The sequence below is a fragment of the Litoribacillus peritrichatus genome (genome assembly GCF_039537985.1).
GTDB classification, from domain to species: domain Bacteria; phylum Pseudomonadota; class Gammaproteobacteria; order Pseudomonadales; family Litoribrevibacteraceae; genus Litoribacillus; species Litoribacillus peritrichatus.
Window position 1 is genome coordinate 462,502 of record NZ_BAABBN010000007.1, and the last position, 23,472, is coordinate 485,973.

20 protein-coding genes and 1 pseudogene are annotated in these 23,472 nt (G+C 44.3%); 18 read left to right on the forward strand and 3 right to left on the reverse strand.

The window, feature by feature from the left end; all coding sequences use genetic code 11:
* Positions 1 to 2: 2 nt before the first annotated feature.
* Positions 3 to 1,022 carry a glycosyltransferase gene (locus ABD744_RS11795; protein ID WP_344798703.1) on the forward strand — a complete coding sequence of 340 codons (1,020 nt, stop codon included), beginning with the start codon at positions 3 to 5 and terminating at the stop codon, positions 1,020 to 1,022.
* Between the two features lie 46 nt (positions 1,023 to 1,068).
* Here the strand turns inward: ABD744_RS11795 and ABD744_RS11800 are convergent, their stop codons facing one another.
* Together ABD744_RS11800 and wecB are read right to left on the reverse strand one after the other, a co-directional pair.
* A complete protein-coding gene (locus ABD744_RS11800) occupies positions 1,069 to 2,169 on the reverse strand; it encodes a glycosyltransferase family 4 protein (protein WP_344798704.1) in 1,101 nt (366 codons plus the stop codon).
* Positions 2,170 to 2,211: 42 nt separating this feature from the next.
* Entirely contained in the window at positions 2,212 to 3,339 is a 1,128-nt protein-coding gene (wecB, locus tag ABD744_RS11805; RefSeq protein ID WP_344798705.1) for a non-hydrolyzing UDP-N-acetylglucosamine 2-epimerase, read from the reverse strand.
* 245 nt (positions 3,340 to 3,584) lie between these two features.
* On the opposite strand from wecB, the gene ABD744_RS11810 reads away from it, so the two are divergent.
* Positions 3,585 to 4,268, forward strand: a complete 684-nt coding sequence (locus tag ABD744_RS11810; RefSeq protein ID WP_344798706.1) for a YrbL family protein — start codon at positions 3,585 to 3,587, stop codon at positions 4,266 to 4,268.
* A 130-nt stretch (positions 4,269 to 4,398) separates the two neighbouring features.
* Positions 4,399 to 5,685, forward strand: a complete 1,287-nt coding sequence (gene waaA / locus ABD744_RS11815; protein ID WP_344798707.1) for a lipid IV(A) 3-deoxy-D-manno-octulosonic acid transferase — start codon at positions 4,399 to 4,401, stop codon at positions 5,683 to 5,685.
* Between the two features lie 106 nt (positions 5,686 to 5,791).
* On the opposite strand, the gene ABD744_RS11820 is transcribed toward waaA, so the two are convergent.
* On the reverse strand, positions 5,792 to 7,174 hold the full coding sequence (locus ABD744_RS11820; RefSeq protein ID WP_344798708.1) for a TolC family outer membrane protein: 1,383 nt from the start codon (positions 7,172 to 7,174) through the stop codon (positions 5,792 to 5,794).
* Between the two features lie 308 nt (positions 7,175 to 7,482).
* Here ABD744_RS11820 and thiC point away from each other — a divergent pair, with 308 nt between their 5' ends.
* From thiC to tnpC, 15 genes and pseudogenes are all read left to right on the forward strand, one after another.
* Complete coding sequence (thiC, locus tag ABD744_RS11825; RefSeq protein ID WP_344798709.1) at positions 7,483 to 9,366, forward strand: phosphomethylpyrimidine synthase ThiC; 1,884 nt, start codon at positions 7,483 to 7,485, stop codon at positions 9,364 to 9,366.
* A 177-nt stretch (positions 9,367 to 9,543) separates the two neighbouring features.
* Entirely contained in the window at positions 9,544 to 10,149 is a 606-nt protein-coding gene (locus tag ABD744_RS11830; protein WP_344798710.1) for an NUDIX hydrolase, read from the forward strand.
* 12 nt (positions 10,150 to 10,161) lie between these two features.
* Positions 10,162 to 10,614: a DUF1249 domain-containing protein gene (locus tag ABD744_RS11835; RefSeq protein ID WP_344798711.1), complete on the forward strand. Its 453-nt coding sequence runs from the start codon at positions 10,162 to 10,164 to the stop codon at positions 10,612 to 10,614.
* Positions 10,615 to 10,784: 170 nt separating this feature from the next.
* Positions 10,785 to 11,576 carry a 3',5'-cyclic-AMP phosphodiesterase gene (gene cpdA, locus ABD744_RS11840; protein ID WP_344798712.1) on the forward strand — a complete coding sequence of 264 codons (792 nt, stop codon included), beginning with the start codon at positions 10,785 to 10,787 and terminating at the stop codon, positions 11,574 to 11,576.
* A 38-nt stretch (positions 11,577 to 11,614) separates the two neighbouring features.
* Entirely contained in the window at positions 11,615 to 12,214 is a 600-nt protein-coding gene (locus tag ABD744_RS11845) for a YqiA/YcfP family alpha/beta fold hydrolase (protein WP_344798713.1), read from the forward strand.
* Positions 12,215 to 12,262: 48 nt separating this feature from the next.
* The gene (locus tag ABD744_RS11850; protein ID WP_344798714.1) at positions 12,263 to 13,984 is read left to right on the forward strand and encodes a response regulator; all 1,722 of its coding nucleotides are present in this window, start codon (positions 12,263 to 12,265) and stop codon (positions 13,982 to 13,984) included.
* Between the two features lie 99 nt (positions 13,985 to 14,083).
* Entirely contained in the window at positions 14,084 to 15,973 is a 1,890-nt protein-coding gene (gene parE / locus ABD744_RS11855) for a DNA topoisomerase IV subunit B (protein ID WP_344798715.1), read from the forward strand.
* A gap of 116 nt (positions 15,974 to 16,089) precedes the next feature.
* On the forward strand, positions 16,090 to 16,722 hold the full coding sequence (locus ABD744_RS11860; protein ID WP_344798716.1) for a hypothetical protein: 633 nt from the start codon (positions 16,090 to 16,092) through the stop codon (positions 16,720 to 16,722).
* Entirely contained in the window at positions 16,712 to 18,442 is a 1,731-nt protein-coding gene (locus ABD744_RS11865) for a Mu transposase C-terminal domain-containing protein (protein WP_344798717.1), read from the forward strand. The genes ABD744_RS11860 and ABD744_RS11865 overlap by 11 nt, the downstream gene beginning before the upstream one ends.
* A 185-nt stretch (positions 18,443 to 18,627) precedes the next feature.
* Entirely contained in the window at positions 18,628 to 19,629 is a 1,002-nt protein-coding gene (locus tag ABD744_RS11870) for a TniB family NTP-binding protein (protein WP_344798718.1), read from the forward strand.
* A 10-nt stretch (positions 19,630 to 19,639) separates the two neighbouring features.
* Positions 19,640 to 20,707, forward strand: coding sequence for a TniQ family protein (locus ABD744_RS11875; protein ID WP_344798719.1), 1,068 nt, complete (start codon positions 19,640 to 19,642; stop codon positions 20,705 to 20,707).
* Positions 20,708 to 20,734: 27 nt separating this feature from the next.
* On the forward strand, positions 20,735 to 21,268 hold the full coding sequence (locus ABD744_RS11880) for a TniQ family protein (RefSeq protein WP_344798720.1): 534 nt from the start codon (positions 20,735 to 20,737) through the stop codon (positions 21,266 to 21,268).
* Positions 21,269 to 21,334: 66 nt separating this feature from the next.
* A complete protein-coding gene (gene tnpA / locus ABD744_RS11885; RefSeq protein ID WP_344798721.1) occupies positions 21,335 to 21,631 on the forward strand; it encodes an IS66 family insertion sequence element accessory protein TnpA in 297 nt (98 codons plus the stop codon).
* Positions 21,631 to 21,987, forward strand: a complete 357-nt coding sequence (tnpB, locus tag ABD744_RS11890) for an IS66 family insertion sequence element accessory protein TnpB (RefSeq protein ID WP_344798722.1) — start codon at positions 21,631 to 21,633, stop codon at positions 21,985 to 21,987. Before tnpA ends, tnpB begins: the two co-directional genes overlap by 1 nt.
* 115 nt (positions 21,988 to 22,102) lie before the next feature.
* Positions 22,103 to 23,472, forward strand: a pseudogene (tnpC, locus tag ABD744_RS23175) (IS66 family transposase); the annotation flags it as partial.

The window sequence follows — 23,472 nt, forward strand, 5'->3', positions numbered from 1 at the left end:
TTATGAAGGTCATGCAGATAATGGGTGGCAGTGGTGAAGGCGGTTTAGAAAAACATGTTGTCGAGCTTTCCAATGAAATGAGTAAGCACTGTGATGTGGTGGTGGTAGCTCATGAGAAATACAAAGATCGCTTTGTTGATGACGTTGAGTTCGTACCTCTGGATTTGTCGAAAAGCCGAAGAAGTCTGTCTTTGTTATATAAACTGCTGAAAATTGTGCAGTCTCACAAACCTGACATTGTCCATGCGCAAGCAAATAAAGCCGGCCTGATGGTGGCTTCGATCAGGAGGTTCTTACCCTGCAAAACGGCCGTTACCATTCATAACCTGAAGAAAAACCTTAACTTCACCAAGTATTTTGATTTATCCATTGGGGTCAGTAAGGGCGTCAGTCAGCAGCTCACTGGTGATAACCGTATCACGACGATTTACAATGGTATCAATAAGCCTGATGTCACCGGCAATCAGCTTCATCTGCCTGATTTTTCTGACTCTGAATTACCGTTAATTTTAGCGGTAGGACGACTGGTTCCTGCAAAAGGGTTTGATGTCCTGTTAGAGGCATGGTTGGGCGTTGAAGCCAATTTATTGATTGCAGGAGAGGGGCCTGACAGAGCTGAGTTAGAAACCTTGATCGAACGCTCGGATCATTTGCAAAAACACGTAAAGTTGTTAGGAAACCGAAGCGACATTTCAAAGTTAATTGAGCGCGCTGAGTTGGTGGTGATTTCTTCAAGGAGAGAAGGTTTTTCTTATGTGTTCAGTGAAACCTTGTTGTCCCGAACTCCGGTGATTTCCACAGACGTGCCGATACCGAATGAAATACTGCCGAGTGAATACATATGCCCTGTTGAGTGCAGTGACTCTTTGCAGAAAATGATTAATCAGACCCTTTCTTGCCGTGATCAATTGCAAGAAAGGTTTCAGCCCATTTTTGATTATGCAGATGGTCATCTGCAAATTGACAATATGGTGCAAAGCTCGTTATCTGAATACCGAACTGTTTTAGGTCTCGGATCTTAATCGATGCAGCAAATAACAGGTCGGCTTGAACATGAACAGTCGTTTGTTATGTTGCACTGTTGAATGTTAACCGGATCGTTTTTTCTGCAATGACATCCCAGCTGAAGTCATGTTTGGCACTGTTCAGGCTGTTTTCCCCAAGACGCGTAACAAGCGGGCGGTTATTGCAGAGGCTCACCAGAGCGTCTGCAAGTTGTTCGGGGGATTTAGGTTCTACTAAGATGCCTGTTTCTCCGTCTTGAATGATCACAGGTATCCCGCCCACATTGGTTCCGATTAAGGGCAACCCGCAAGCCATCGCCTCTAAGCCGGCGATGCTGGTCGCCTCCATCAGAGAAGGTAAAACGGACACATCGCCTGCTGAGAATACTTCTGGCATTTTTTGGTTGTCAACGCCACCAAGAAAATGGACTTTGTCTGTACAACCGCCTTCGGTAATGATCTTTTCAAAAGCGCTTCTGTCGGCACCATCCCCGGCAACGATGACATGAAGGTCTGGTTGGTTTGCTTTGACAATGGCCTTGGCGAAATACAATACGCCATTCTTTTCAACCAGCCTTCGAGCGAGAACGGCGACGAAAGCACTTTCAGGTATACCTAGCTCTTTTCTCAGTTCTGACTTCACTGGGTAGAAACGGTTAATATCTACTCCGTTAGAAATGAAACTGGTTGGACCTTGATATCCGGTTTTTTTCGTTGCCTCGACTAATTCGTCGCTGGGTGCAAATATTTGTTGAGCGATGTCCAATTGCTTTTTCATCTTATGCAGTACTTTAGGGCCTTTGGTGACCCTTTTTAAAAATGAAGAGGTGTGGTTGGTGAAAACAACAGGGACGCTCAACTTTTTACAGGCTTTTAATGGCCGCATTCCGTGAATATGTACTGCTTGATAACCTTCTTTATCGATCATCTTTTGTAAGAGTCGGTGTAATTTAAAGTCGTAGAGCATATGGTTGTTAGAAAGTTTGACTCGGAAAACTGCTACGCCATCCATTACTTCTTGGATTGCCAGGGCGCTATCCGACAAACGAGTTACGACTGCGACCTGGTGACCTAGACGAACCATCGCTTTTGACAGTTCATAGACATGTGTCTGAACCCCACCGATGCTCGGTGGGAATTCATTTGAAACCATAATGACTTTCATAAAAGTGTCTCTTAAGGAAGGTAAATCGTTAGCGCTTCTTATTTATGCATTTAACTTCATGAGGTGGTTGGCGATCCGGGAAGCGGCCTGGCCGTCACCATAAGGGTTCGATGCTTGTGACATGGATTGATAGAGTGACTCATTATCCAGGAGCTCGATTATATGATCTACGATGGTAGTCACGGATGTTCCGACTAATTTCACTGTGCCTGCTGATATCGCTTCCGGTCGTTCGGTGGTGTCGCGCATGACTAATACCGGTTTACCTAATGAGGGAGCTTCTTCTTGTATGCCGCCGGAATCTGTAAGGATGATATGGGCTTTCGACATCAGGTAGACAAAAGGTAAGTAGTCCTGGGGGGGAATTAAGTGGACGTTAGATAACCCGCTTAAAAGAGTGTTCACCGGTTGTTGTACGTTTGGATTTAAGTGCACAGGGTAGATGATCTGAAGCTCAGGCTTTCGTTGGGCGATTTCTTTTAAGGCCAGGCAGATGTTCTCAAACCCTTGTCCGAAGTTTTCTCGCCTGTGCCCCGTGACTAATAAAATAGGCTGCTCGTCAGAGATAAAGTCTAGGCCAATATGTTCTTTACAACGTTTGGTTACGTCAGGGTCGGTTTTAATTTTATCTACCACGTCCAGTAGGGCATCAATGACTGTATTGCCAGTAACCACAATGGAATGGTCGTCAATGTTTTCTGCTGTTAAATTCGATTTTGCTAAAACGGTGGGTGCGAAATGCAAATTTGCTAATGAGCCTGTAATGGATCGGTTCATTTCTTCTGGCCAAGGGGAAAGCTTATTTCCTGTTCTAAGACCGGCTTCCACATGAAATACTGGGATTTTCTGATAAAAAGACGCTAAGCCTGCAATCATGCTGGTCGTTGTATCGCCGTGAACACCAACCCAGTCAGGCTTTGATTGCAATAAAACGTCTTTCAATCCGATTAACATTCTTGCCGACAGTTCTGTCAGGTCTTGGTTGGGTTTCATGAGGTTAAGGTCGTACTCTGGAACAATACCAAATAGGTCTAACACCTGATCGAGCATTTCCCTGTGTTGGCCAGTGACACAAACTTCAACATCGCAATCAGATTTCTTAAGTGCTTGAACCAGTGGCGCCATTTTAATCGCTTCGGGGCGTGTCCCAAAAATCAGTAACACTTTCATTTCATTATTCTCTTTGTATTGTAGGTATTGCCAGAGGTTATTTGTTTGGTTTATTGCGGTTATTGTTTATCGTACGTCTTGTTGTGTCGGTGGTATGATAAGTCGATTTTGCAAATAATCTATTGGGTAAATAGGTATTCTAAAATATTCATTCTAATAAAAATAATATATCCTTTGTGATCGTTCGTGTATTCAGTAGACTTGTTACAAGATAACGACAGTATTCCATAAAAATTATACCTTAGATGATAAAACTCGCTTCAACCAAGCCTTTCGCACAAGGCGGTAATCGCCTTTGTTATGTTCATCCTGATGATAAATCAAAGGTGGTCAAAGTACGTCGACCTGATTTTACGCTTGAAGATCTTCGCAAGAAGAAAGGGTTCCCAAAATCTTTAAAACCGCTGTCTTCGTTTGATGACAATCTGGAAGAGTTTAAAGTGTTGAGCGCTTTCCAGAAAAAGTATGGCGAACATGTTTTTAAACATATTAGCCGTTGTTATGGGTTTGAAGAGACGGATCAAGGTAAAGGCTTAATTTTAGAGCTTGTCCGCGACGGCAACGGGCTGATTTCATACAACATCAAACAGTACCTTTATGAAGTAGGCCCAACAGAGTCGTTTAATGTTGCTTTAGATGCGTTTTGCAACTTTTGGCAGGAGACAAGTCTGCCTTCAAGGAACCTGCTTGCCCATAATGTTCTAGTACAACAAGATGACATGCAGCGGGTTGTTCGGTTGGTTGTTATTGATGGGTTGGGTTATTCCGGCTTTTTCCCAAAGTCGATGCTCACTGCTTCGTATTTCGAAAAGAGGGCAAAAAAGAAAATTTCCTTATTAAGGCAGGATGTTGAGAAATACATTGCAAGAGCGAAGCGTGGAGAGCATCCAACAGAGATCGGTATACTGTTACACCGGGATGCTGATTGATTACCTTAGTGTTGAAAGTTCGTTCTGGTGTGATAAATGCGTTCTTGATTCTTATTCATCAGCATTGATATTCCTGTATACTTCACACCAATAACACTTCTAATAAGTACTGCTCTAAAAAGGATTTATCGTGTCTTTCAAAGCCAAAGCGGTTTGGGCGCTTTACAGTGTTCTATGGTATTTGATTTTACCACTTGTGTTGCTTCGACTTGCTTATCGTGCCTGGCAAGCTCCGGCGTATGGTAAACGTATTTTTGAGCGGTTCGGTCTGTTTAAGTATCAGGAAGCCAGAGAGTCCATTTGGGTGCATGCCGTATCTGTGGGGGAAACCTTAGCAGCAGCGCCGCTTGTAAAACAGTTGCAGCAAAAATACCCGGACTGTCAGATTGTGATGACGACGATGACCCCAACCGGTTCAGAACGGGTTCGGGCGCTGTTTGGTGACTCTGTGTTTCATGTGTATGCTCCTTACGACTTTCCTCTGGCGGTGAAACGTTTCTTTCGAAGAATTCGCCCTAAAGCCGTCATTATTATGGAAACGGAGTTGTGGCCGAATACCTTGAAAATTGCTAAGTCACAGGATATTCCGGTAATTTTAGCCAACGCACGCTTGTCAGAACGTTCCGCAAACGGTTATCGAAGAGTCGGCTTTGTTGCTGAGGAAATGTTGTCTTGTTTAAGTTTAGTGGCCGCACAAAATGAGGCAGATGCAGAGCGGTTTAAGTCTCTGGGGTTGACGGACGATCAGTTGTACGTGACCGGCAGTATTAAGTTTGATATCCAACTTCCTGAGAATCTGACCGAGCAGGGGTATGAATTAAGGCGTTTACTTGGTGAAGACAGGGACATTTTGATTGGAGCCAGCACGCATGAAGGTGAGGAGAGCCAGTTATTAGATCTTTACCAACAACTGAAACGTGTGTTGCCTGAGTTGTTATTGGTTTTGGTGCCTCGGCACCCGGAGCGGTTTCGATCCGTTGGGCAGTTGGTCATTCGACGCGGGTTGAATATGGCCCGGCGAAGCAAGGGGGATTTGTGTTTACCTGACACCGATGTGTACCTTGGTGATACCATGGGTGAGCTGATGATGATGTATCAGGCGTCCGATGTTGCTTTTATTGGTGGTAGCTTGATTGAGCATGGCGGGCATAACCCGATGGAGCCAGCCGCATTAGCAAAACCTATCCTGACCGGATCTCATACGTTTAACTTTGATGAAATCATGAAAATGATGGTGAGTGCAGGATCGGTGTTGCAGATTCAAAATGGTATCGAGCTGATGTCTGAAGTACAAAACGTGTTCACAGATGCAGACTTATATCAAACCATGTCGAAAGCCGGTATTGATGTGGTGAAGAAAAACCAGGGTGCATTGAAGTATTTGATTGAGTTGATTGATAATGAATTAAAACGATAGCGCGTGGAATACTTTCTGTTGTAAATGTTTCGTATGTGAACGCCCATAAAAAAAGCGCCGATTTGGCGCTTTTTTATTGTCTGTGAACGACCTATAAGCGTTGCGCTTATAGGTTTTTGGTGACTTCCACTGTGGTGACTTTATCACCGGTCAGCCATTGGTTGAGCTCTTCCATATCGGACTGAGCCAACTGGCCTGAGACTTGTTTCAGTTGCAGATAGTTAAGCACATAGTCATAGCGGGCATCCGTGAGATTGCGCTGAGACTCATACAGGTTTCGCTGAGCAATTAGCACGTCTACAATGTTCCGGGTACCCACTTCATAGCCAAGTTCGGTGGCTTCCAGTGCGCTGGTGCTTGAAACAACCGCTTGCTTTCTCGCATCAATGCGCAGAACGTTTGTGGTCACCAAGCTGTATAGCGTTCGGGTTTGCTGGGTAATATCTCGGTTAGAGAAAATCAGATTTTGACGGGCTTCTTCTAAATCCGAAGTGGCTTGTCTGGTGCTGGAGCTGACCGCACCACCGGCATAAAGAGGTAGATTGAAGTTCAAAGAGACCACGGTGTCCTGGACGTCGGTATCACCACTTTGAAAACCAGAAGAACCAGAAGGGCTAACATCTGAATCTAAATACTGTTCGCCATAACTGGCGGTTACATCAATGGTTGGGTAATGGCCTGAGCGGGATGAATCCACGTTTTCCTGAGCCGCTTGTACAGCATACTGGGCGGAAGCCAGTGCAGGGTTGCTGTTTAAGGCTGCTGAAACCCACTCCTGAGCGGACGCCGGTGATGGCATTGTGATCGGGTAGTCTGCAGACAGGGCGTCTAATTCGCCGTAAATCTCACCCGTCAACTTCGTGAGTGCTTCAAACGCGATGTTCAGGTCATTCTGGGCTACGATTCGGTTCACCCGGGTGCTGTCAAAAGACGCCTGAGCTTCATGTACGTCGGTAATCGGAATCAATCCCACTTCAAAGTGCTGTTTAGTTTGTTCCAACTGTCGGCCGACTGCCTTTTCTTCTGCAATGCGCAAGGTTAAATTTTCATGAGCCCGCAGCACTTCGATGTAGCTGGTGGCGGTTCTGAACGTCAGTGCTTGTTGATCTGCCAGGTAGGTGTATTGTGCAGATTGGGTGGAAAGGCCGGCTGCTTTCCAGTCATTCCAGATTGAACCATTGAATAACACCTGTTTACCGGACAGACTCCACTGGGTGGTATCGGTTTCTTGGTCCACATCGGAACCGCTGTTAGGTGAAGTTGTCCGGTCATTGAAACTTGCACTGGCACCTAAATTCACTTGTGGAAGAAGGCCGGAAAACGCTTGGTCTTCTGTTTCTTTCCGGCTGTCGAATCGTGCTTTGGACGCTGCTAGTTGTGCATCTTTTTGGATGGCGCTTTGATAAATATCGAGCAAGTTTGCAGACCAGGCTGGAGCGCAGCTCAGGGACAGCACAACTGCGGTGACTTTTAAACGTCCTTTATACATATCAGGGTCCTAACTTAGGTGAACAAAATAGATGTTGTTTAATTTTGCAACAGTATATACGACTCATTCAACTTCACGCACCAGTATAGCTAAACAAAATTGCATCTTTGTTTAATCATATTCGGGCTGTCGGGGCTATAATCTTGCCATTCGTGGCAGATATTTATTTGCCATACGTATTTTGTGGTTGTTTGGTGAGCCTAGCTGATCCAAAATAGCGCGTTTAGACAAATTAGATAGCATATTAAAAAGGTATGCGAATGCCGGGGAAATAACCTTGGCATTACTGTGATTAGGAGATGGGTTTTATGAGTGCGGTTCCGGAAGATTTTCTTAGTAAGAATGCAAAGGTAGATCAGGCATCTATTCAACCCTTTCCTAATTCGAAAAAAGTGTATTTAGCAGGATCTCGGCCAGACATTCAGGTACCAATGCGAGAAATCACGTTGGCAGATACCCCAACTGAGTTTGGTGGTGAAAAAAATGATCCTGTTCGAGTTTATGACACTTCTGGTCCATACACAGATCCAGCTGCGACGATTGATATCCGAAAAGGTTTACCGGATGTTCGTACGGCCTGGATCGAGGATCGTAACGACACCGAATTTTTGGATGACTTCAGTTCCGAATTTTGTCGTGAGCGTAAAGCAGATACCGCTCTGGACAGTTTGCGCTTTGACTTAACCCGCCGACCAAGAAAAGCCAAATTCGGAAAAAACGTTTCCCAGCTTCATTATGCTCGTCAGGGCATTATCACCCCTGAAATGGAATACATTGCGATTCGTGAGAACAGCAAATTGCAGGCGGCCAAAGCCACTGAGTTGCTGGCTCAACAGCATCCGGGTCAATCTTTCGGTGCCAACATTCCTGAAGAAATTACCCCGGAATTTGTCAGGGAAGAAGTCGCACGTGGCCGGGCAATCATTCCTGCCAATATTAATCATCCGGAAGTTGAGCCAATGATCATTGGTCGTAACTTTCTTGTGAAAATCAACGGTAACATTGGTAATTCTGCTCTGGGCTCTTCCATTGAAGAAGAGGTGGAGAAGCTGACGTGGGGCACTCGCTGGGGTGCTGATACTGTGATGGACTTATCCACCGGTAAAAACATTCATGAAACACGCGAGTGGATCATTCGCAACTCACATGTGCCAATCGGAACCGTGCCTATTTATCAGGCGCTTGAGAAGGTAAACGGTGTTGCGGAAGATCTGACCTGGGAAGTATTCAGAGATACTCTGATTGAGCAAGCGGAGCAAGGCGTTGACTACTTCACCATTCACGCCGGCGTTTTGTTGCGTTACGTTCCTATGACCGCTAAGCGCGTGACCGGTATTGTGTCTCGTGGTGGTTCGATCATGGCAAAATGGTGTCTGGCACATCATAAAGAAAACTTCTTATACACGCACTTCGAAGAAATTTGCGAAATTTGTAAAGCTTACGATGTTTCCTTCTCCTTAGGTGATGGTCTTCGCCCGGGTTCTGTGGCCGATGCGAACGATGAAGCACAGTTCGGGGAGCTGGAGACCTTAGGTGAGTTGACCAAAATTGCCTGGAAGCACGATGTTCAGGTGATGATTGAAGGCCCAGGTCATGTGCCAATGCATATGATTAAAGAAAATATGGATAAGCAGCTGCGAGAATGTGATGAAGCGCCTTTCTATACATTAGGCCCATTGACCACAGACATTGCTCCGGGATACGACCATATTACTTCCGGGATCGGTGCCGCAATGATTGGCTGGTTTGGCTGTGCCATGCTTTGTTATGTGACACCGAAAGAACACTTGGGCTTGCCAGACAAAGACGATGTAAAAACCGGGATTATTACCTACAAATTGGCTGCTCACGCTGCCGACCTGGCTAAGGGGCATCCTGGTGCTCAAATTCGAGATAATGCACTGTCTAAAGCGCGTTTTGAATTCCGTTGGGAAGATCAGTTTAATCTGTCACTCGACCCGGATACGGCGAAGTCGTTCCATGATGCTACCTTGCCAAAAGAGTCGGCCAAAGTGGCTCACTTTTGTTCAATGTGCGGGCCTAAATTCTGTTCTATGAAGATCAGTCAGGAAGTTCGTGATTACGCGGCTGAGAATAAAATCCAAATGGTGGATATTGCCGTTGAGCAAGGTATGGAAGAAAAAGCCGAAGAGTTTAAGCAGCAAGGAAGTCAGCTTTACCATAAAGTGTAAACGCTCTGCTTTTTCCGGAAGCAATGAAACCAGCGGTTAGCCGCTGGTTTTGTGGTTTTAGGGCTAAGCTTAATATGAGTAGTGAGACGGTATTGGTTCGGTATTGAACAGAAACTAAGGAAAGCGGATGTGTCGGTGTGACGTACCGATGCGCGGATTCGTCAGCAGGAGAAATGAATGACTGATTTTTCAACCATGACCAACGAAGACATCGACATTGTTGAAAAAACCGAGGGTTACAAAGGTTTTTTTGCGTTAAATCGGTATCAGCTTCGTCATCGCTTATTTAATGGCGGTTGGAGTGATCTCATTACGCGTGAGTTATTTGAAAGAGGTCATGCGGTTGGAATACTGTTGCATGATCCTAAGTTGGACAGCATCGTATTGGTTGAGCAGTTTCGACTTGGTGTGGCCATCGCGGATAAAGGCGATTCGCCTTGGGCACTGGAAATTGTGGCTGGTATGCTTGATAAGGATAAACCCGCCGAAGAGATTGCCCGAATGGAAGCTCAAGAAGAGGCACATTGTGACGTTGGGGGGCTGGAACTCATTCAAAAGTACTATTCTTCTACGGGGGGAACGTCCGAACATGTCACTATGTATTATGGGCAAACGGACGCCTCCGGGTTGGATGGTCGCCTGGCTGGGCTGGAGTGCGAGTCGGAGGATATCAAGATTCACTTAATTCCTACTTCTCAGATTCAGCCGCTGTTAACTTCTGGTAAAATAACCAACGCGATGACCATCATTGCCTTGCAATGGTTTTTAATTAACAAAAAATAATCTGGAGACTGGATGCATAAATCTCGGAAATACGTTCCTGACTTGGTTGAACAATCATCACAGTGTGAGCGTAACTACCTCAAGTTGATGAAACTGATGCCGTTATTTTATGATCAGGACGAATATCGTTATGAGTTGCATTCAGATAATGGGCAGCTGGGTGGGCTAAAATTGCGCGTCACCGAGCGTTTTAAGTACACTGCCACCGTAGAAGTGACTCAATTGATGGACTTTGGTGAATGGCTGCCTGCGCCTACCATGTTGGTCAGGGTATACCACGATGCCCGAATGGCGGAAGTGGTGGCGTTTCAGAACAAACGACGCTTTAAAGGTACATACGATTACCCGAACGATGATATGCACCATAAAGATGAAAAAGCACAGCTCAACAGTTTTTTAGGTCAGTGGCTTAATTATTGTATGCAACATGGTTGTCATATCGGTCAGGTGGTTAATTTCAGTTAATGTTAGATTGCTCTCATTTTTATTAAAAAATGTGATTCTCTGTTATTTTGTGAGTAATCTATCATTAATTGAAGTGTTTCAATCGTTATAGTATCGCAGTCTATAATTATAATAATGGGTTAGTGTGTCAAATGGCCGGCTAACGAGAATGAAATTTCAAGGAGATGGCTTTGGGTGATGCTGAAACCGTCCGGATAGTACAGGTAACGGACTCACATTTATTCCAGAGTACCGACGGTGCTTTGTTAGGCATGAACACTGAAGAGAGCCTTGAGTGTGTGTTGTCGCTTGTTCGCGAAAAAGCGAATGATTTTGATATCCTGCTGGCAACCGGAGATATTTCTCAAGACGGGTCGGCGGAGAGTTACGCCCGCATGCGCCAGAAACTTGAAACCTTCAATGTGCCTTTTTACTGGTTGTCTGGTAATCACGATCAAAATGACATCATTTCAGAAACAAGCCAGGGTACTCAAGCGCTTCAGAAAATCATCGACTTTCCCAAGTGGCGAATCATCATGCTGGACTCTTCTGTGGCGGGTGAAGTTCACGGCTATTTACCCCAGCATGAATTGAACGTATTGAAAGAAGCGCTCAGGACGGATCGGCATGTCCTTGTTTGTTTTCACCACCACCCGATCAATGTCGGCTCGAAGTGGATTGATAACATCGGCGTGAAAAATGCGTCTGAGTTTATGGAAATCATCGAACACGATAAAAATGTCAAAGCGGTGCTCTGGGGGCACGTCCATCAGGAAGTGGACGAAGAACGAAATGGCCAGAGATTTTTGGCAACACCTTCGACATGCATTCAATTTACCAAACACTCAGATGAATTTGCGGTGGATACATTATTGCCTGGCTTCAGGTTCATCGAGTTAAGACCAGATGGACAAGTTCACACCCAAGTGCATCGAGTCACTGGTGTTGAGTTTACTATCGACTATTCTATTAAAGGGTATTAGATAGTTTGATTGTGATGTGTGGTTAGAAGGAGGCCTAGATGTCATCACTGATTTACATTCACGGTTTTAACAGCTCACCAGAGTCGACCAAAGCTAAGATTCTGACTGAATCGCTGGCGGCCTTAGGCATGAACATTACTCGGTTTTTGGTGCCCGATCTGAACCATGACCCGGAATTGGCAATGTCTTCTTTGGCGGACTTAATTGAAACGGCTCAGGCCCAAGGGGAGCAAGTTTACTTGATCGGCAGTTCACTGGGTGGTTTCTATGCGACCTATTTGGCAGAGCAGTATGGACTAAAAGCGGTGTTGATCAATCCGGCGATTAAGCCTTATGAATTGCTAAAGGATTACCTGGGGCTGAATAAAAATATCTATACAGGCCAGGAATACCAAGTGACCGAAGCGCATATGGATCAGCTAAAACGCTTTGATATTGATGTTGTTGATCGTCCTGAAAATTACCTATTATTAGTACAAACGAACGATGAAGTGTTGGATTATACCCAGGCCACCAATAAGTTCTGGCAGTCACCGAGCGTCATAGAATATGGCGGTAATCACAGCTTCGAAGCGTTTCAGTCAAAGTTGGCACTGATTGGCCAATTTTTTAAAACCTCTTACCGAGAGGCCATTTAATCCTAATACAGTGCGTAAAACTGTTATGGGTAGGAAGTATTGCTTGAGATGAAATCAAGTTCATTAAGTTTGAGTCAGAACCTGTTCGCAGATGACGAAGAGGGCGATGAGCAGCTGCTATTCAGTGATGCTCAAGATGATTCTGATGACGATCCGCAAGTTCAAACCAAGGCGCCCTGGAAGGTGCTGGTGGTGGACGATGACAGTGATGTTCATCAGATTACTCGGCTTACGCTTCGGGCTTTCTCATTTGAGGGCAGAGGTCTAGAGCTTCACAGTGTGTACAGTGGTGAAGATGCAAGGAAAACGCTTTCAGGTGAACATAACTTTGCGGTGGTGTTACTGGATGTGGTGATGGAAAGTGACGACGCCGGCCTTCAGGTAGTGAACTACATTCGTAATGAACTCAAAGATCACAACATCCGGATCATCATTCGTACCGGTCAGCCGGGGTTGGCACCGGCCGATAAAGTCTATATTGAATACGACATTAATGATTACATAGCCAAAACAGAACTGACGGCCAATAAGCTATCCTGGGCGGTATTAGGGGCATTACGCTCTTATCGGGACATCGTTGCGGCTCAGGAATTACAATTACAACTGCATCAGGCAGAGCAAGACCGGCATACCGCGCAAGCGGCTTCGAAAGCCAAGTCCCAGTTTCTGGCGCATATGAGTCATGAGATCCGAACACCACTGAATGGCGTGATCGGGATGCTCGAACTGTTGAACCAAACCGAATTAAATGAAGAACAAAGTTATCTCACGGGCATTATTGATAAGTCTGCCCATTCTTTGTTAAACGTTGTGAATGACATCTTGGACTTTAAGAAGATCGAAGCCGGGAAGTTAGCGCTGGATGAAATCCGGTTTTCACCGCAAGAGATGATCGATGATGCCCGTGCAACTTTTTATGCCTCGGTTCATAAAAATAAACAAACGCTTAAGACGCATATTTCGGACAACATACCTGCGTTTTTGATCGGTGATGAAATACGCATCAAGCAAATTTTAATCAACCTGATTGGTAATGCCATTAAGTTCACGCCGGAAAATGGTGTGATCTCGGTGGACTTGGATGGGTATACCGAACCGCACAGTCAGCGTTATTTTTTCGAAATGACGGTATCTGATACCGGAATTGGCATCACGGAAGAACAAATACAAAACTTGTTCAGCCCGTTTTCTCAGGCGGATACTTCAACCACGCGTGAGTTTGGCGGTACCGGCTTAGGGTTGGATATTTCCCGACAGTTGGCTGAGATGATGGGCGGCGGAATTAAGCTGACCAGTAAAGTGGGTGAAGGAAGCACTTTTTCGGTAAGCCTTAAACTTGGCGTTGAAGCACACGACTCAGATCTGCAAAACTTGTCAGTTGACCGGTCGGATATAAGCACATCGTCTCTTAATATTCTGGTGGCGGAAGACGACCCAACCAACCAAAAAGTCATTCGGGCCATGTTGACCCGGCTGGGACATGAAGTTGAAATCGTGGACACCGGTGCCATGGTGGAAGGCGCATTGCAAAAGCAAACCTTTGACTTAGTTATGATGGACTATCACATGCCGGAAATGGATGGCATCGAAGCCACTAAATTACTGAGAAGTAAAGAGCAGTATCAGGATTTGCAGGTTGTTGCCTTGACTGCCGCGACTTCGACGGAAGAACGAGATAACTGTTTGTCCGCTGGTATGAATGACTTCTTATCCAAACCTTATACCTTGGATGCACTTTCAAAAGTGCTGGCCAAAGCCATGAATAAATAGCGCCTCTTGCTATAAAATACTGGCATCCTGTTTTAAAATTCCATAAGGTTAACCCATCTTAAATCTTTGATTTCGTACGCTCACTGTTGAAGAGTATCTATGACCAGTTCTACCTATAACGCAGAATCTATTGAAGTCCTCAGTGGCCTGGACCCTGTCAAAAAACGCCCAGGCATGTACACAGACACCACCCGGCCGAATCACCTTGCTCAGGAAGTCATTGATAACTCCGTGGATGAGGCTTTGGCTGGCCACGCGAAAACCCTGAAAGTAACCTTGCATGAAGACCATTCGCTAGAGATTGAAGATGATGGTCGCGGTATGCCGGTAGACATTCACCCTGAAGAAGGGGTCTCCGGTGTTGAGTTGATTCTGACGCGCTTGCATGCTGGCGGTAAGTTTTCCAACAAGAATTATCAGTTCTCCGGTGGTTTGCACGGGGTGGGTATTTCGGTAGTGAATGCCTTGTCGGTTCGGGTTGATATTTCGATAAAGCGTGGTGGTGAACAGTTTCATATTGCCTTTGAGCACGGCGATAAAGTGGAAGAGCTGGAAGTCACAGGCACCGTCGGTAAAAAGAATACAGGTACCACAGTTAAGTTTTCACCTGATCCTCAGTATTTTGACAGCCCCAAATTTTCGGTTGCCCGACTTCGTCATGTGTTGAGAGCCAAAGCCGTTTTATGTCCTGGCTTAAAGGTGATATTCGTTCAAAAAGCGTTGAATGAAACGGAAGAATGGTTCTATCAGGACGGCTTGAAAGATTATTTAGCTGGTCATACTCAGGTTTATGATGTGTTGCCAAATGAACCCTTCGTGGGCTCTTTGGCGGGTGAACACGAAGCCGTTGATTGGGCAGTGCAGTGGTTACCCGAAGGCGGTGAACTGATTCAGGAAAGCTACGTTAACCTGATTCCGACGGCTCAGGGCGGAACCCATGTGAATGGTTTGCGTACAGGTTTACTGGAAGCGATGCGGGAGTTTTGTGAATTTCGGAATTTACTGCCCAGAGGCATCAAGCTGACACCGGATGATGTTTGGGAGCGTTGCTGTTATGTGCTGTCCGCCAAATTGGAAGACCCTCAGTTTTCAGGACAAACCAAAGAACGCTTATCCTCTCGTAATTGCGCGGCCTTTATTTCAGGCGTGGTCAAAGATGCATTTAGCCTGTGGTTAAATAAGCACACCGATGTGGCCGAGCAGTTGGCTGAGCTCTGTATCAGCAATGCACAGCGTCGAATGAAAGCCAGTAAAAAAGTGGCGCGTAAGAAGATTACTCAAGGGCCTGCACTGCCGGGCAAGTTAGCCGATTGTTCCGGCCAGGATACGGCTCGCAGTGAGCTGTTTTTGGTGGAAGGGGACTCGGCGGGAGGCTCTGCAAAGCAGGCCCGAAACCGTGAATTTCAGGCCATCATGCCATTGCGCGGTAAGATTCTGAACACTTGGGAAGTGGACTCCGGAGAGATTCTGGCCTCGCAGGAAGTGCATGACATTGCGGTTGCCGTTGGGGTTGACCCGGGCGCTGAAAATCTTGACAGCCTTCGCTATGGCAAAATTTGCATTCTGGCGGATGCGGACTCGGACGGTCTTCATATTGCTACCTTATTGTGCGCTTTATTTGTAAAACATTTCCGCGCTTTGGTGGAGCGGGGTCATGTGTTTGTTGCCATGCCGCCACTGTTCCGAATCGACATCGGTAAGGACGTTTACTATGCGTTGGATGACGCTGAAAAAGAAGGCGTTCTGGATCGAATCAAAGCAGAGAAGAAGCGAGGAACGGTCAATGTTCAGCGCTTTAAAGGTTTGGGTGAAATGAACCCACTGCAACTTCGGGAAACCACCATGGACCCGGACACTCGCCGTCTAGTTCAGTTAACGCTGGATGATGAGGATACCGCAGATCAAGTGTTGGATATGATGCTTGCCAAAAAGCGAGCTTCAGACCGCAAAGAGTGGTTGCAGAGTAAGGGCAATCTGGCAACGGTTTAAACTGTAAATTGAAGGATAAACTTATAATTTTATAGGACTAGTTTATAAAAGTTTGTAGGAAAACATTATAAAAAGGCGTATCGTATGAGTAATGGAAGCTCTGGATGCGCCTAATAATGAACACTCCAGCCCGTAAGCTTAAAAAATCAGCTGTTAAGAATATTGTTCGATTTCCGTCAATCAAGGCAAATGGCGGAAAATCAATTCTCGTAGAGTCCATTCTGGAATCAAAATATTGTCTCCATCTCGAATTTGATTCGAGTGTTGAAACCTACTTCCCTCAACCACGAACATTTACCGTTTCTGTTGATGATCATCATCGTACTTACACACCCGATTTCGAAGTTTGTTACGTATCTGGCTTGCGGAAATATGTTGAAGTAAAGCCGTTGGAGCGTGCTCAAGGGCGTCGATATCAAGAGCTTTTTACAAGCTTTGAGAATTCGCTTGAAAATACTGATGCAGGTTTTCTGATGGTCGATGAGATCGAGATCTATCGTCAACCACTTCTGTCAAATTACGAAAAACTCTATCAATACAGAAAAAGACCCACACTGGATATGAGAAACTTATATCTATGCGCCGAAGGTATTGATATATCCATGCCACTTTCTCGCATGATGGCAATTCTTGGAGATAGGACTAGCCTTAGGGAGGTTTATTCATGGCTGGCATTAGGTTATCTAAAGTTTGATATGAATTTAGAGCACCTGACAATGACGACGGAGGTTAGATTCGATGTCTATTGATTTGTGGATGGAAGGTGTCATTGTTGAGTTTAAAGAAGGGACTCCTTGTGATCGGGCAATGATTAGGTCTGTAGGAAGGAGCGAAGTTATTCTCGCTGATATAAGTAATGATCAAGTTTTAAAAATGTCTGTAGTCTCGCTAGATGAAGTTTACTTTTCTGGTGATGCCAGGCTACTTGCAGAGTCTCGAGATTTTGGAGATCTAAAGTTTATTGACCTTACGGAAAAGGAGCAGAAGGAGACTAATCGAAAGTATCGATATGTAAAAAAGTTGAGAGAGTATGGTGTCTGTAAAATTACAGAAAAAAGTGCCGGAAATATAATAAGAGAGGTGTCTTTAGAAATTGGTGAGAAGCCTCCTCATTGGCAGTCCGTTCGAGGTTGGTACAAAAGTTTTGAGAAATCAGGCAATAAAATGCGTGGGTTGTATCCTAAGCATCGATTCAAAGGTGATCGAGAACCCAAGGTAAATCTAAAAGTTCTTGAAATAATTAGGTCGGCAGCGAAACGCTATTTCTCTTCCAGCCAGCCTTCAATGGCATCAATTTATCGGAATGTTGAAGAGAAAATAATTGCACACAATTTAGATCAACCTCATGATCGACTAAGGGTGCCCAATTATCATACAGTTAAATCTCGGGTTTTAGAAAGTTCGTATCAAAAGAAGCAGAAGGCTCGTCAGGGTGTGAGAGCTCTGCAGGCTGAGCTGGCGAGTTCTGAAAGTGGAATCGAAACAACCCGAATCCTAGAGCGAATTGAAATAGATCATACCCTACTAGATATTCACGTTCTTCATGACGATCACAAGACATTACTTGGCCGGCCTAACATTACTGTTCTGATTGATCACTATTCTCATATGGTGCTTGGCTTTCAGCTCTCCTTTGAAAAGCCCTCCTTTGCTTCAGTTTGTATAGCTTGTATAAATGCATTTTTGCCGAAAGCTGGTTTCATGAAGTCGCTTGGTAGCGAAGCAAATTGGCCCGCTCACGGCATACCTATGACACTTGTTACCGATAATGGGAATGAATTTTGGGGTAGGAATTTTAGCTCTGTTGCTGACGAAATAGGCTCAATATTCCAGTATTGTCCTATACGAAAGGGAAACTATAAAAGTCGAGTTGAACGATTCTTTGGCATTGTAAATTCAATGGTATTAGATGACTTACCTGGTGTTGTACGAAAGGCAGGAAAGTGTGGTGATACGTATGATGGGAGGCAAGAGGCGAAAATTACATTTTCGGAGTTCAAGCGTTATTTCGTTAGATGGCTTACAGAAATTTATCATAATATGCCGCTTGAACGATCCGGAATGACTCCGAATGAATTGTGGCTAGAATCAGAAAAAGACTTCCCAGTGCCGGTTGAGAAAGAAATGGAGTTGATCCCTATTCTCATGGCATCTGGCACCAGAGAACTAGGCAAAGGAGGAATTCGAATATTCTCAATGAACTATAACTCAAATCAGTTGAAAGATTTGTACCGAAGGGATGGCCCTGGCACTGTCACTATACGGTATAACCCGTTTGATATTGGATATATTCTGGTACGCGATGAAGTAAATAAAACCTTTCTGAAAATCGAGTGTGAAAACTTTGAGTATGCATCAAGGTTATCTACTTTTGAGCATGACAAGATCAGGGCGCTAGCTAAGACGATCGGAAAATCAAAGTTAGATAACTTGGATCTTCAGAAGGCAAGAGTTCAGTTATCGAAATAGCGTGATGAGTTTCATTCGAGAAATGCCAGGCGAAAAACACAGGTCACTGCCGCCAAAGCGGCTCGATCCGAAAAGATTGGCGTCGGCGATATGAAGTTGGTCGTTGATAATTCTAAACAGGCTGTGCTGATTGATTTGGAGACTGAAAGTGACGACTTAGACATGGATGGGTGGAGCATGGATTAATGGATACAGTGACTTCCCATCAGCCATTCATAAAAAGCCCTTTCATTTCAGAGATGATCAAATTGTTTGATGTTCTACGGTATAAAAAACAACATTTTGGAGTTGCTTCCTGCTTGTTGCTTACCGGTGAATCTGGAAGTGGAAAAAGTGCTCTTGCCGAATACTATGTTAAGAAGAACCCTGTTGTTGAGCTGGATGAACGAACCCATATTCCAGTTCTTCATTTTGAGCTAAAGGCTATTTCCACTCCGTTAGAATTTTTACGGTCTTTACTGATCGCAATTGGTGATCCTCAGCAAGGAATGGGAGCGAGAAATCAAGGCGAGCTCTACGGTCGATTGATTACCTTGATTGACGTGGTTGGTATAGAGCTTCTTATTCTTGATGAAATTCAAGTCATCATTGAGCGACGTAGCGCTAAAGTGGTGACTGGTATCGCTGACATATTCAAAGATCTTATTAAAGATACCGAAATTCCAATCGTTTTTATGGGGATGCCTTGGAGCAAATATCTTGTTGATTCCAACCAGCAGTTGAAACGGCGTATTTCATATCGTCATGTTGTCCCGCCTTTTCGTATAAGTCAAAAGAGTGAACGTGATAACTATCGGCGACTATTAAAGCTGTTATCAGATGCTTACCGAATATCCGATGAAATGAAATTAGAAGAGATCCCCGTTACATATAGGATTTTTGCTGCTACAAGCGGAAACTTATCAGCTACGGCTGGTCTGATTAGTGACACCTATATGCTTTCTAAAATGGAAGGTAAGCCTATAAATTTGAAGCTTTTTGCTGATGTGGTGCGTAGCTTTGGTGTGGATGATAGCTTCAATCCATTTTTGTTGCCGTTAGAGCAACTAGAGTTACGGGAGCTTATTGTTCATTCCGATTGGCACTTTGGTTACCGAGCCAATAAAAATTCAATTGTTGATGCTGAGTATGCTACATACGGGATCTCCAATGGAGGAAGGGTTTATTGTTTGGACGGTGTTGCCTAGTTTCTAAAATATGAAGTTAATTTATAGAGGTAGGAAAAAAAATGATGAGTTTATCTTTGACTATGTTGCTCGGATTGGTCGAAGTAACGGTTATACAAATATCAAAAAATTTGAAAAATCGATAATTGACTATTTTGAGCATGAGAGCGAGGTGATCAATAATGATTTAAATAAAAATGCGATACCTAGACTGGCAATGGAGAGACTTTTTAGTCGGAACATAGAGTTAGATGAGTCACACAGATATATGCATTCTCGACGTTATATTTGGTCTAAGGTATCAGGTAAATGTGAAAAATGCTTAAGAGAAGTTTCTTACACTAGGTTCTATTGGAGGTTGAATAGTTATCGCTACTGTCATGTACATGGAGATCCAATATTTCCAGAAGGTATAGCTGAAAATGGAGTTATTAATACGATTCCAAAATTACTTCCTAAAGATCTTTGTGAGTCGATAGTTAAGTTTTATGAGGACTCTGATTCTATTCAGAATTCGGTGTTGAATGAAGTTGAGAGGTTCTATGTAGACCAGTCAATAGTTAGTTCATTAGTTTTTTATTTTTCTTCATGCGGAATTCCTGAGCAATCAGCAAATTCTCTACGAGAAGCCATCTGGAATGCTAAGCTAATTGGATTGTCTGCTTCAGATAGAATTCAAAATATTGCGAAGTTGTTTAGCTATTACACAGGGACGGAAGTTTTTTGGTTGAGGATGATAACACTCACAGAAAGATCTTATCTAAAGCATACTCTAGCAATTAAAGGACATTGGTTTTCTGTGGAGGGAGAATATTGGCGATATTGTCACTTTTTAATGGGGACCGACATTAAGCTTGTTGAGATATTTACAAAGGTAAGTGGGTTTAGAGAACGAAAGGAAATGGAAAGTGTTACTGTTGCCGGTGTCATTGAGAACTTTTCGAGTATTACTGATGAGACTGAAAAAAATATTAAGATGGCAATATTTGCTTTAAGAGGAATTAAAAGTTGGGTGTCAGAGTGCCAGAAATCAGAAGATCTATTTAAAAAGAAAAACCCTCATCAGGTTTACATGGGTAACCTGAATAGATTTGTTTAGGGCCATTATATGATATAGGGTGAGTTAATGTTGCTGGCTAGACCTATATTAAAAAACGACGAGTGTTTAGTTAGTTATTTGATTCGGATTGCGGAGAAAAATGGCTTTAAACATATTGGCCATCTTCTGCATTACGCTGGTCTAAATTGGAAAAATAATCGAGCTCCTATCCATCAGATTCTATCTGGTGAATTCCCTATAACGCCATTGCTCTTGGCTATCGGCTTGTCTGAATGTCACTCCAAGCTTGCTTCCACCTACCAGTCTTTCGAACGTGAAATAGATACTCCTCATATCCTTGTTAAATATCCACGGGTTTGCCCGGAATGTCTCGAAGAGCTTGGATATTGCAAATATCAATGGGTTTTGCTTCCTGTATTGGCCTGTACTAGGCACAAAAAAATTCTGGTAGATGTAAACTCCGCTACGGGCAAAAACCTCGGTTGGTACCGTCAATACCTAAATAGATTTGATGGTGAAGACAACCCGATAAAAGCGATCGGAATACATGCGCCACCGAGTCTAATACAACAATGCCTATATATCGTAAACGAGCCATAAACCCCATCTAATACACTCTTTCCTTATTGATTATTCTTTCCTCTGTTTTCAATCGAGGAAATTTCAATGACTAACCAACAAAAGTTCGAATTCTGGACAAACCATTTTAAACAGTGGAAAGCCGGTAGCTTAACGCGTGAAGCTTACTGTAAGAAGCATGGTTTATCTGTGGCCAGTTTCGGGAATTGGCGAACCAAAGTTAAACGCGCTCAGCAACCGAATAAGTTGATCCCGGTGATCACTAAACCAACTCAATCCTCTGATCCTAATATTTCCGTTGTGCTAAAGGATGGCGTTCGCATTGAAGCGCCCCTGGCACTCTTATCCGACGTACTTCGTCTGATTCAAACAGGACAAGCCTGATGTTACGGCCAGCAGACCACATTCAAGTCTATCTTTATGCCGACTGCGTGGATATGCGTAAATCCATTGATGGCTTGTCCTCATTGGTGGAGCAAGAATTGGATCTCAACCCAATGTCGAACGCCTTGTTTGTCTTTTGCAATCGCCGTCGAGATAAAATCAAACTGCTGTACTGGGAACGAAACGGCTTTGTACTTTGGTACAAACGGTTGGAGAAACAACGTTTTAAATGGTTATCTCAAATTGAGTCTGACTGCATCGAGCTGGATGGTTATCAGTTAAACTTACTCTTAGATGGCCTGGATATCTTCAACAATAAACCTCATCAAACATTACACTTTCAATCGGTCAGTTAATCATGTGATGGTATTTATGTTCTTTAGGGTATTCATGCCCTTCAGGGTATAATCCATCGCCATGAATACACACCTGAACTCTCCTTTGCCGAATGATCCCGAAGCTTTAAAGCAGCTTGTATTAGAGCAGCAGTCTCGCATCGCCCTGCTTGAAGAACTGGTCATACTGTTCAAATCCAAACAGTTCGGAAAAAGCTCTGAAAAATCACCGAATCAAGCCGAACTGTTTGATGAGGCTGAAGTCGAAGCGAATGATCAAGCGCCTGTGGCTGCGGAATCTGTTTCTGCAGAGGAAGGTCATAACGAACCTTCTAACGCGAAAGCCAAATCGGGTCGTAAACCTTTGCCTAAATCACTGCCTCGAGTTCGTGTGGAATATGACGTACCAGAGCATCTGAAAGTCTGCGAATGCGGTTGTCAGAAAGTCTTAATTGGTGAAGACATCAGTGAGCAACTGGACATCATTCCGGCGGTGGTTCAGGTTATCCAGAGCGTTCGAAAGAAATACGCATGCAAAACCTGCGAAACAGGCGTCGTCACCGCAGAGCTTCCTAAGCAGCCCATTCCAAAAAGCAATGCCTCTCCGGGTTTATTAGCGCACATTGCAGTGGCCAAATATCAGGATGCGTTGCCATTGTATCGAATAGCCGCCATCTTCAATCGCTTAGACGTACATTTACCACGAAATACGCAAGCGCGTTGGATGATCCAATGCAGCAAACTTCTGCAGCCATTGTACAACCTAATGAATGATCGCTTAATGAGCAGCGGTTACATTCATATGGATGAGACCACCGTTCAAGTCCTGAAAGAACCGGATAAGCCCCCGGAAAGTAAAAGTTATATGTGGGTACGTCGAACCGGTGGCCCAGACAAACCCCGTCATTTTATTTGATTACGCGCCCAGCCGGAAAGGCTTGGAGGTGGAACAACGCCTGCCCGATTATCAAGGGTATCTTCAAACCGACGATTACGCCGGTTATTATAAAACAGGCAATGAACAAGGCATCACCCACTTGGGATGCATGGCTCACGCCCGCCGGAAGTTTATTGAAGCGCAAAAAACCGCACCGAGTAAAAACGGCAAGCAGACCAAAGCGGATATGGCGATCACTATGATCAAAGTGCTGTATGTCATCGAAAAGTCCATCAAAGACAAACCGGTTGATGAGCGTTATCGAATCCGCCAGGAAAAGAGTGTCCCTCAGCTGAAAAAAATCCGAGCCTGGCTGGATAAATCCATGGCTCAAACCTTACCGAAAGGGAAAACAGGGCAAGCCCTCAGTTACCTGAATAACAACTGGGAAAAGCTGACGCTTTATACCGAAGACGGTCGACTGAATATTGATAATAATCCGGTTGAAAATGCCATCCGACCATTCGCGATTGGCCGTAAAAACTGGATGTTCAGTAACTCGCAACAAGGCGCAAACGCCAGTGCCATGATGTACAGCATCATAGAAACGGCGAAAGCCAATAAGCTTG

Coding starts and splice junctions, on each gene's coding strand:
- ABD744_RS11795 (WP_344798703.1), top strand. CDS start 3: ATGAAGGTCATGCAGATAATGGGTGGCAGTGGTGAAGGCGGTTTAGAA.
- ABD744_RS11800 (WP_344798704.1), bottom strand. CDS start 2,169: ATGAAAGTCATTATGGTTTCAAATGAATTCCCACCGAGCATCGGTGGG.
- wecB (WP_344798705.1), bottom strand. CDS start 3,339: ATGAAAGTGTTACTGATTTTTGGGACACGCCCCGAAGCGATTAAAATG.
- ABD744_RS11810 (WP_344798706.1), top strand. CDS start 3,585: ATGATAAAACTCGCTTCAACCAAGCCTTTCGCACAAGGCGGTAATCGC.
- ABD744_RS11820 (WP_344798708.1), bottom strand. CDS start 7,174: ATGTATAAAGGACGTTTAAAAGTCACCGCAGTTGTGCTGTCCCTGAGC.
- thiC (WP_344798709.1), top strand. CDS start 7,483: ATGAGTGCGGTTCCGGAAGATTTTCTTAGTAAGAATGCAAAGGTAGAT.
- ABD744_RS11830 (WP_344798710.1), top strand. CDS start 9,544: ATGACTGATTTTTCAACCATGACCAACGAAGACATCGACATTGTTGAA.
- ABD744_RS11835 (WP_344798711.1), top strand. CDS start 10,162: ATGCATAAATCTCGGAAATACGTTCCTGACTTGGTTGAACAATCATCA.
- ABD744_RS11845 (WP_344798713.1), top strand. CDS start 11,615: ATGTCATCACTGATTTACATTCACGGTTTTAACAGCTCACCAGAGTCG.
- ABD744_RS11850 (WP_344798714.1), top strand. CDS start 12,263: ATGAAATCAAGTTCATTAAGTTTGAGTCAGAACCTGTTCGCAGATGAC.
- parE (WP_344798715.1), top strand. CDS start 14,084: ATGACCAGTTCTACCTATAACGCAGAATCTATTGAAGTCCTCAGTGGC.
- ABD744_RS11860 (WP_344798716.1), top strand. CDS start 16,090: ATGAACACTCCAGCCCGTAAGCTTAAAAAATCAGCTGTTAAGAATATT.
- ABD744_RS11865 (WP_344798717.1), top strand. CDS start 16,712: ATGTCTATTGATTTGTGGATGGAAGGTGTCATTGTTGAGTTTAAAGAA.
- ABD744_RS11870 (WP_344798718.1), top strand. CDS start 18,628: ATGGATACAGTGACTTCCCATCAGCCATTCATAAAAAGCCCTTTCATT.
- ABD744_RS11875 (WP_344798719.1), top strand. CDS start 19,640: ATGAAGTTAATTTATAGAGGTAGGAAAAAAAATGATGAGTTTATCTTT.
- ABD744_RS11880 (WP_344798720.1), top strand. CDS start 20,735: ATGTTGCTGGCTAGACCTATATTAAAAAACGACGAGTGTTTAGTTAGT.
- tnpA (WP_344798721.1), top strand. CDS start 21,335: ATGACTAACCAACAAAAGTTCGAATTCTGGACAAACCATTTTAAACAG.
- tnpB (WP_344798722.1), top strand. CDS start 21,631: ATGTTACGGCCAGCAGACCACATTCAAGTCTATCTTTATGCCGACTGC.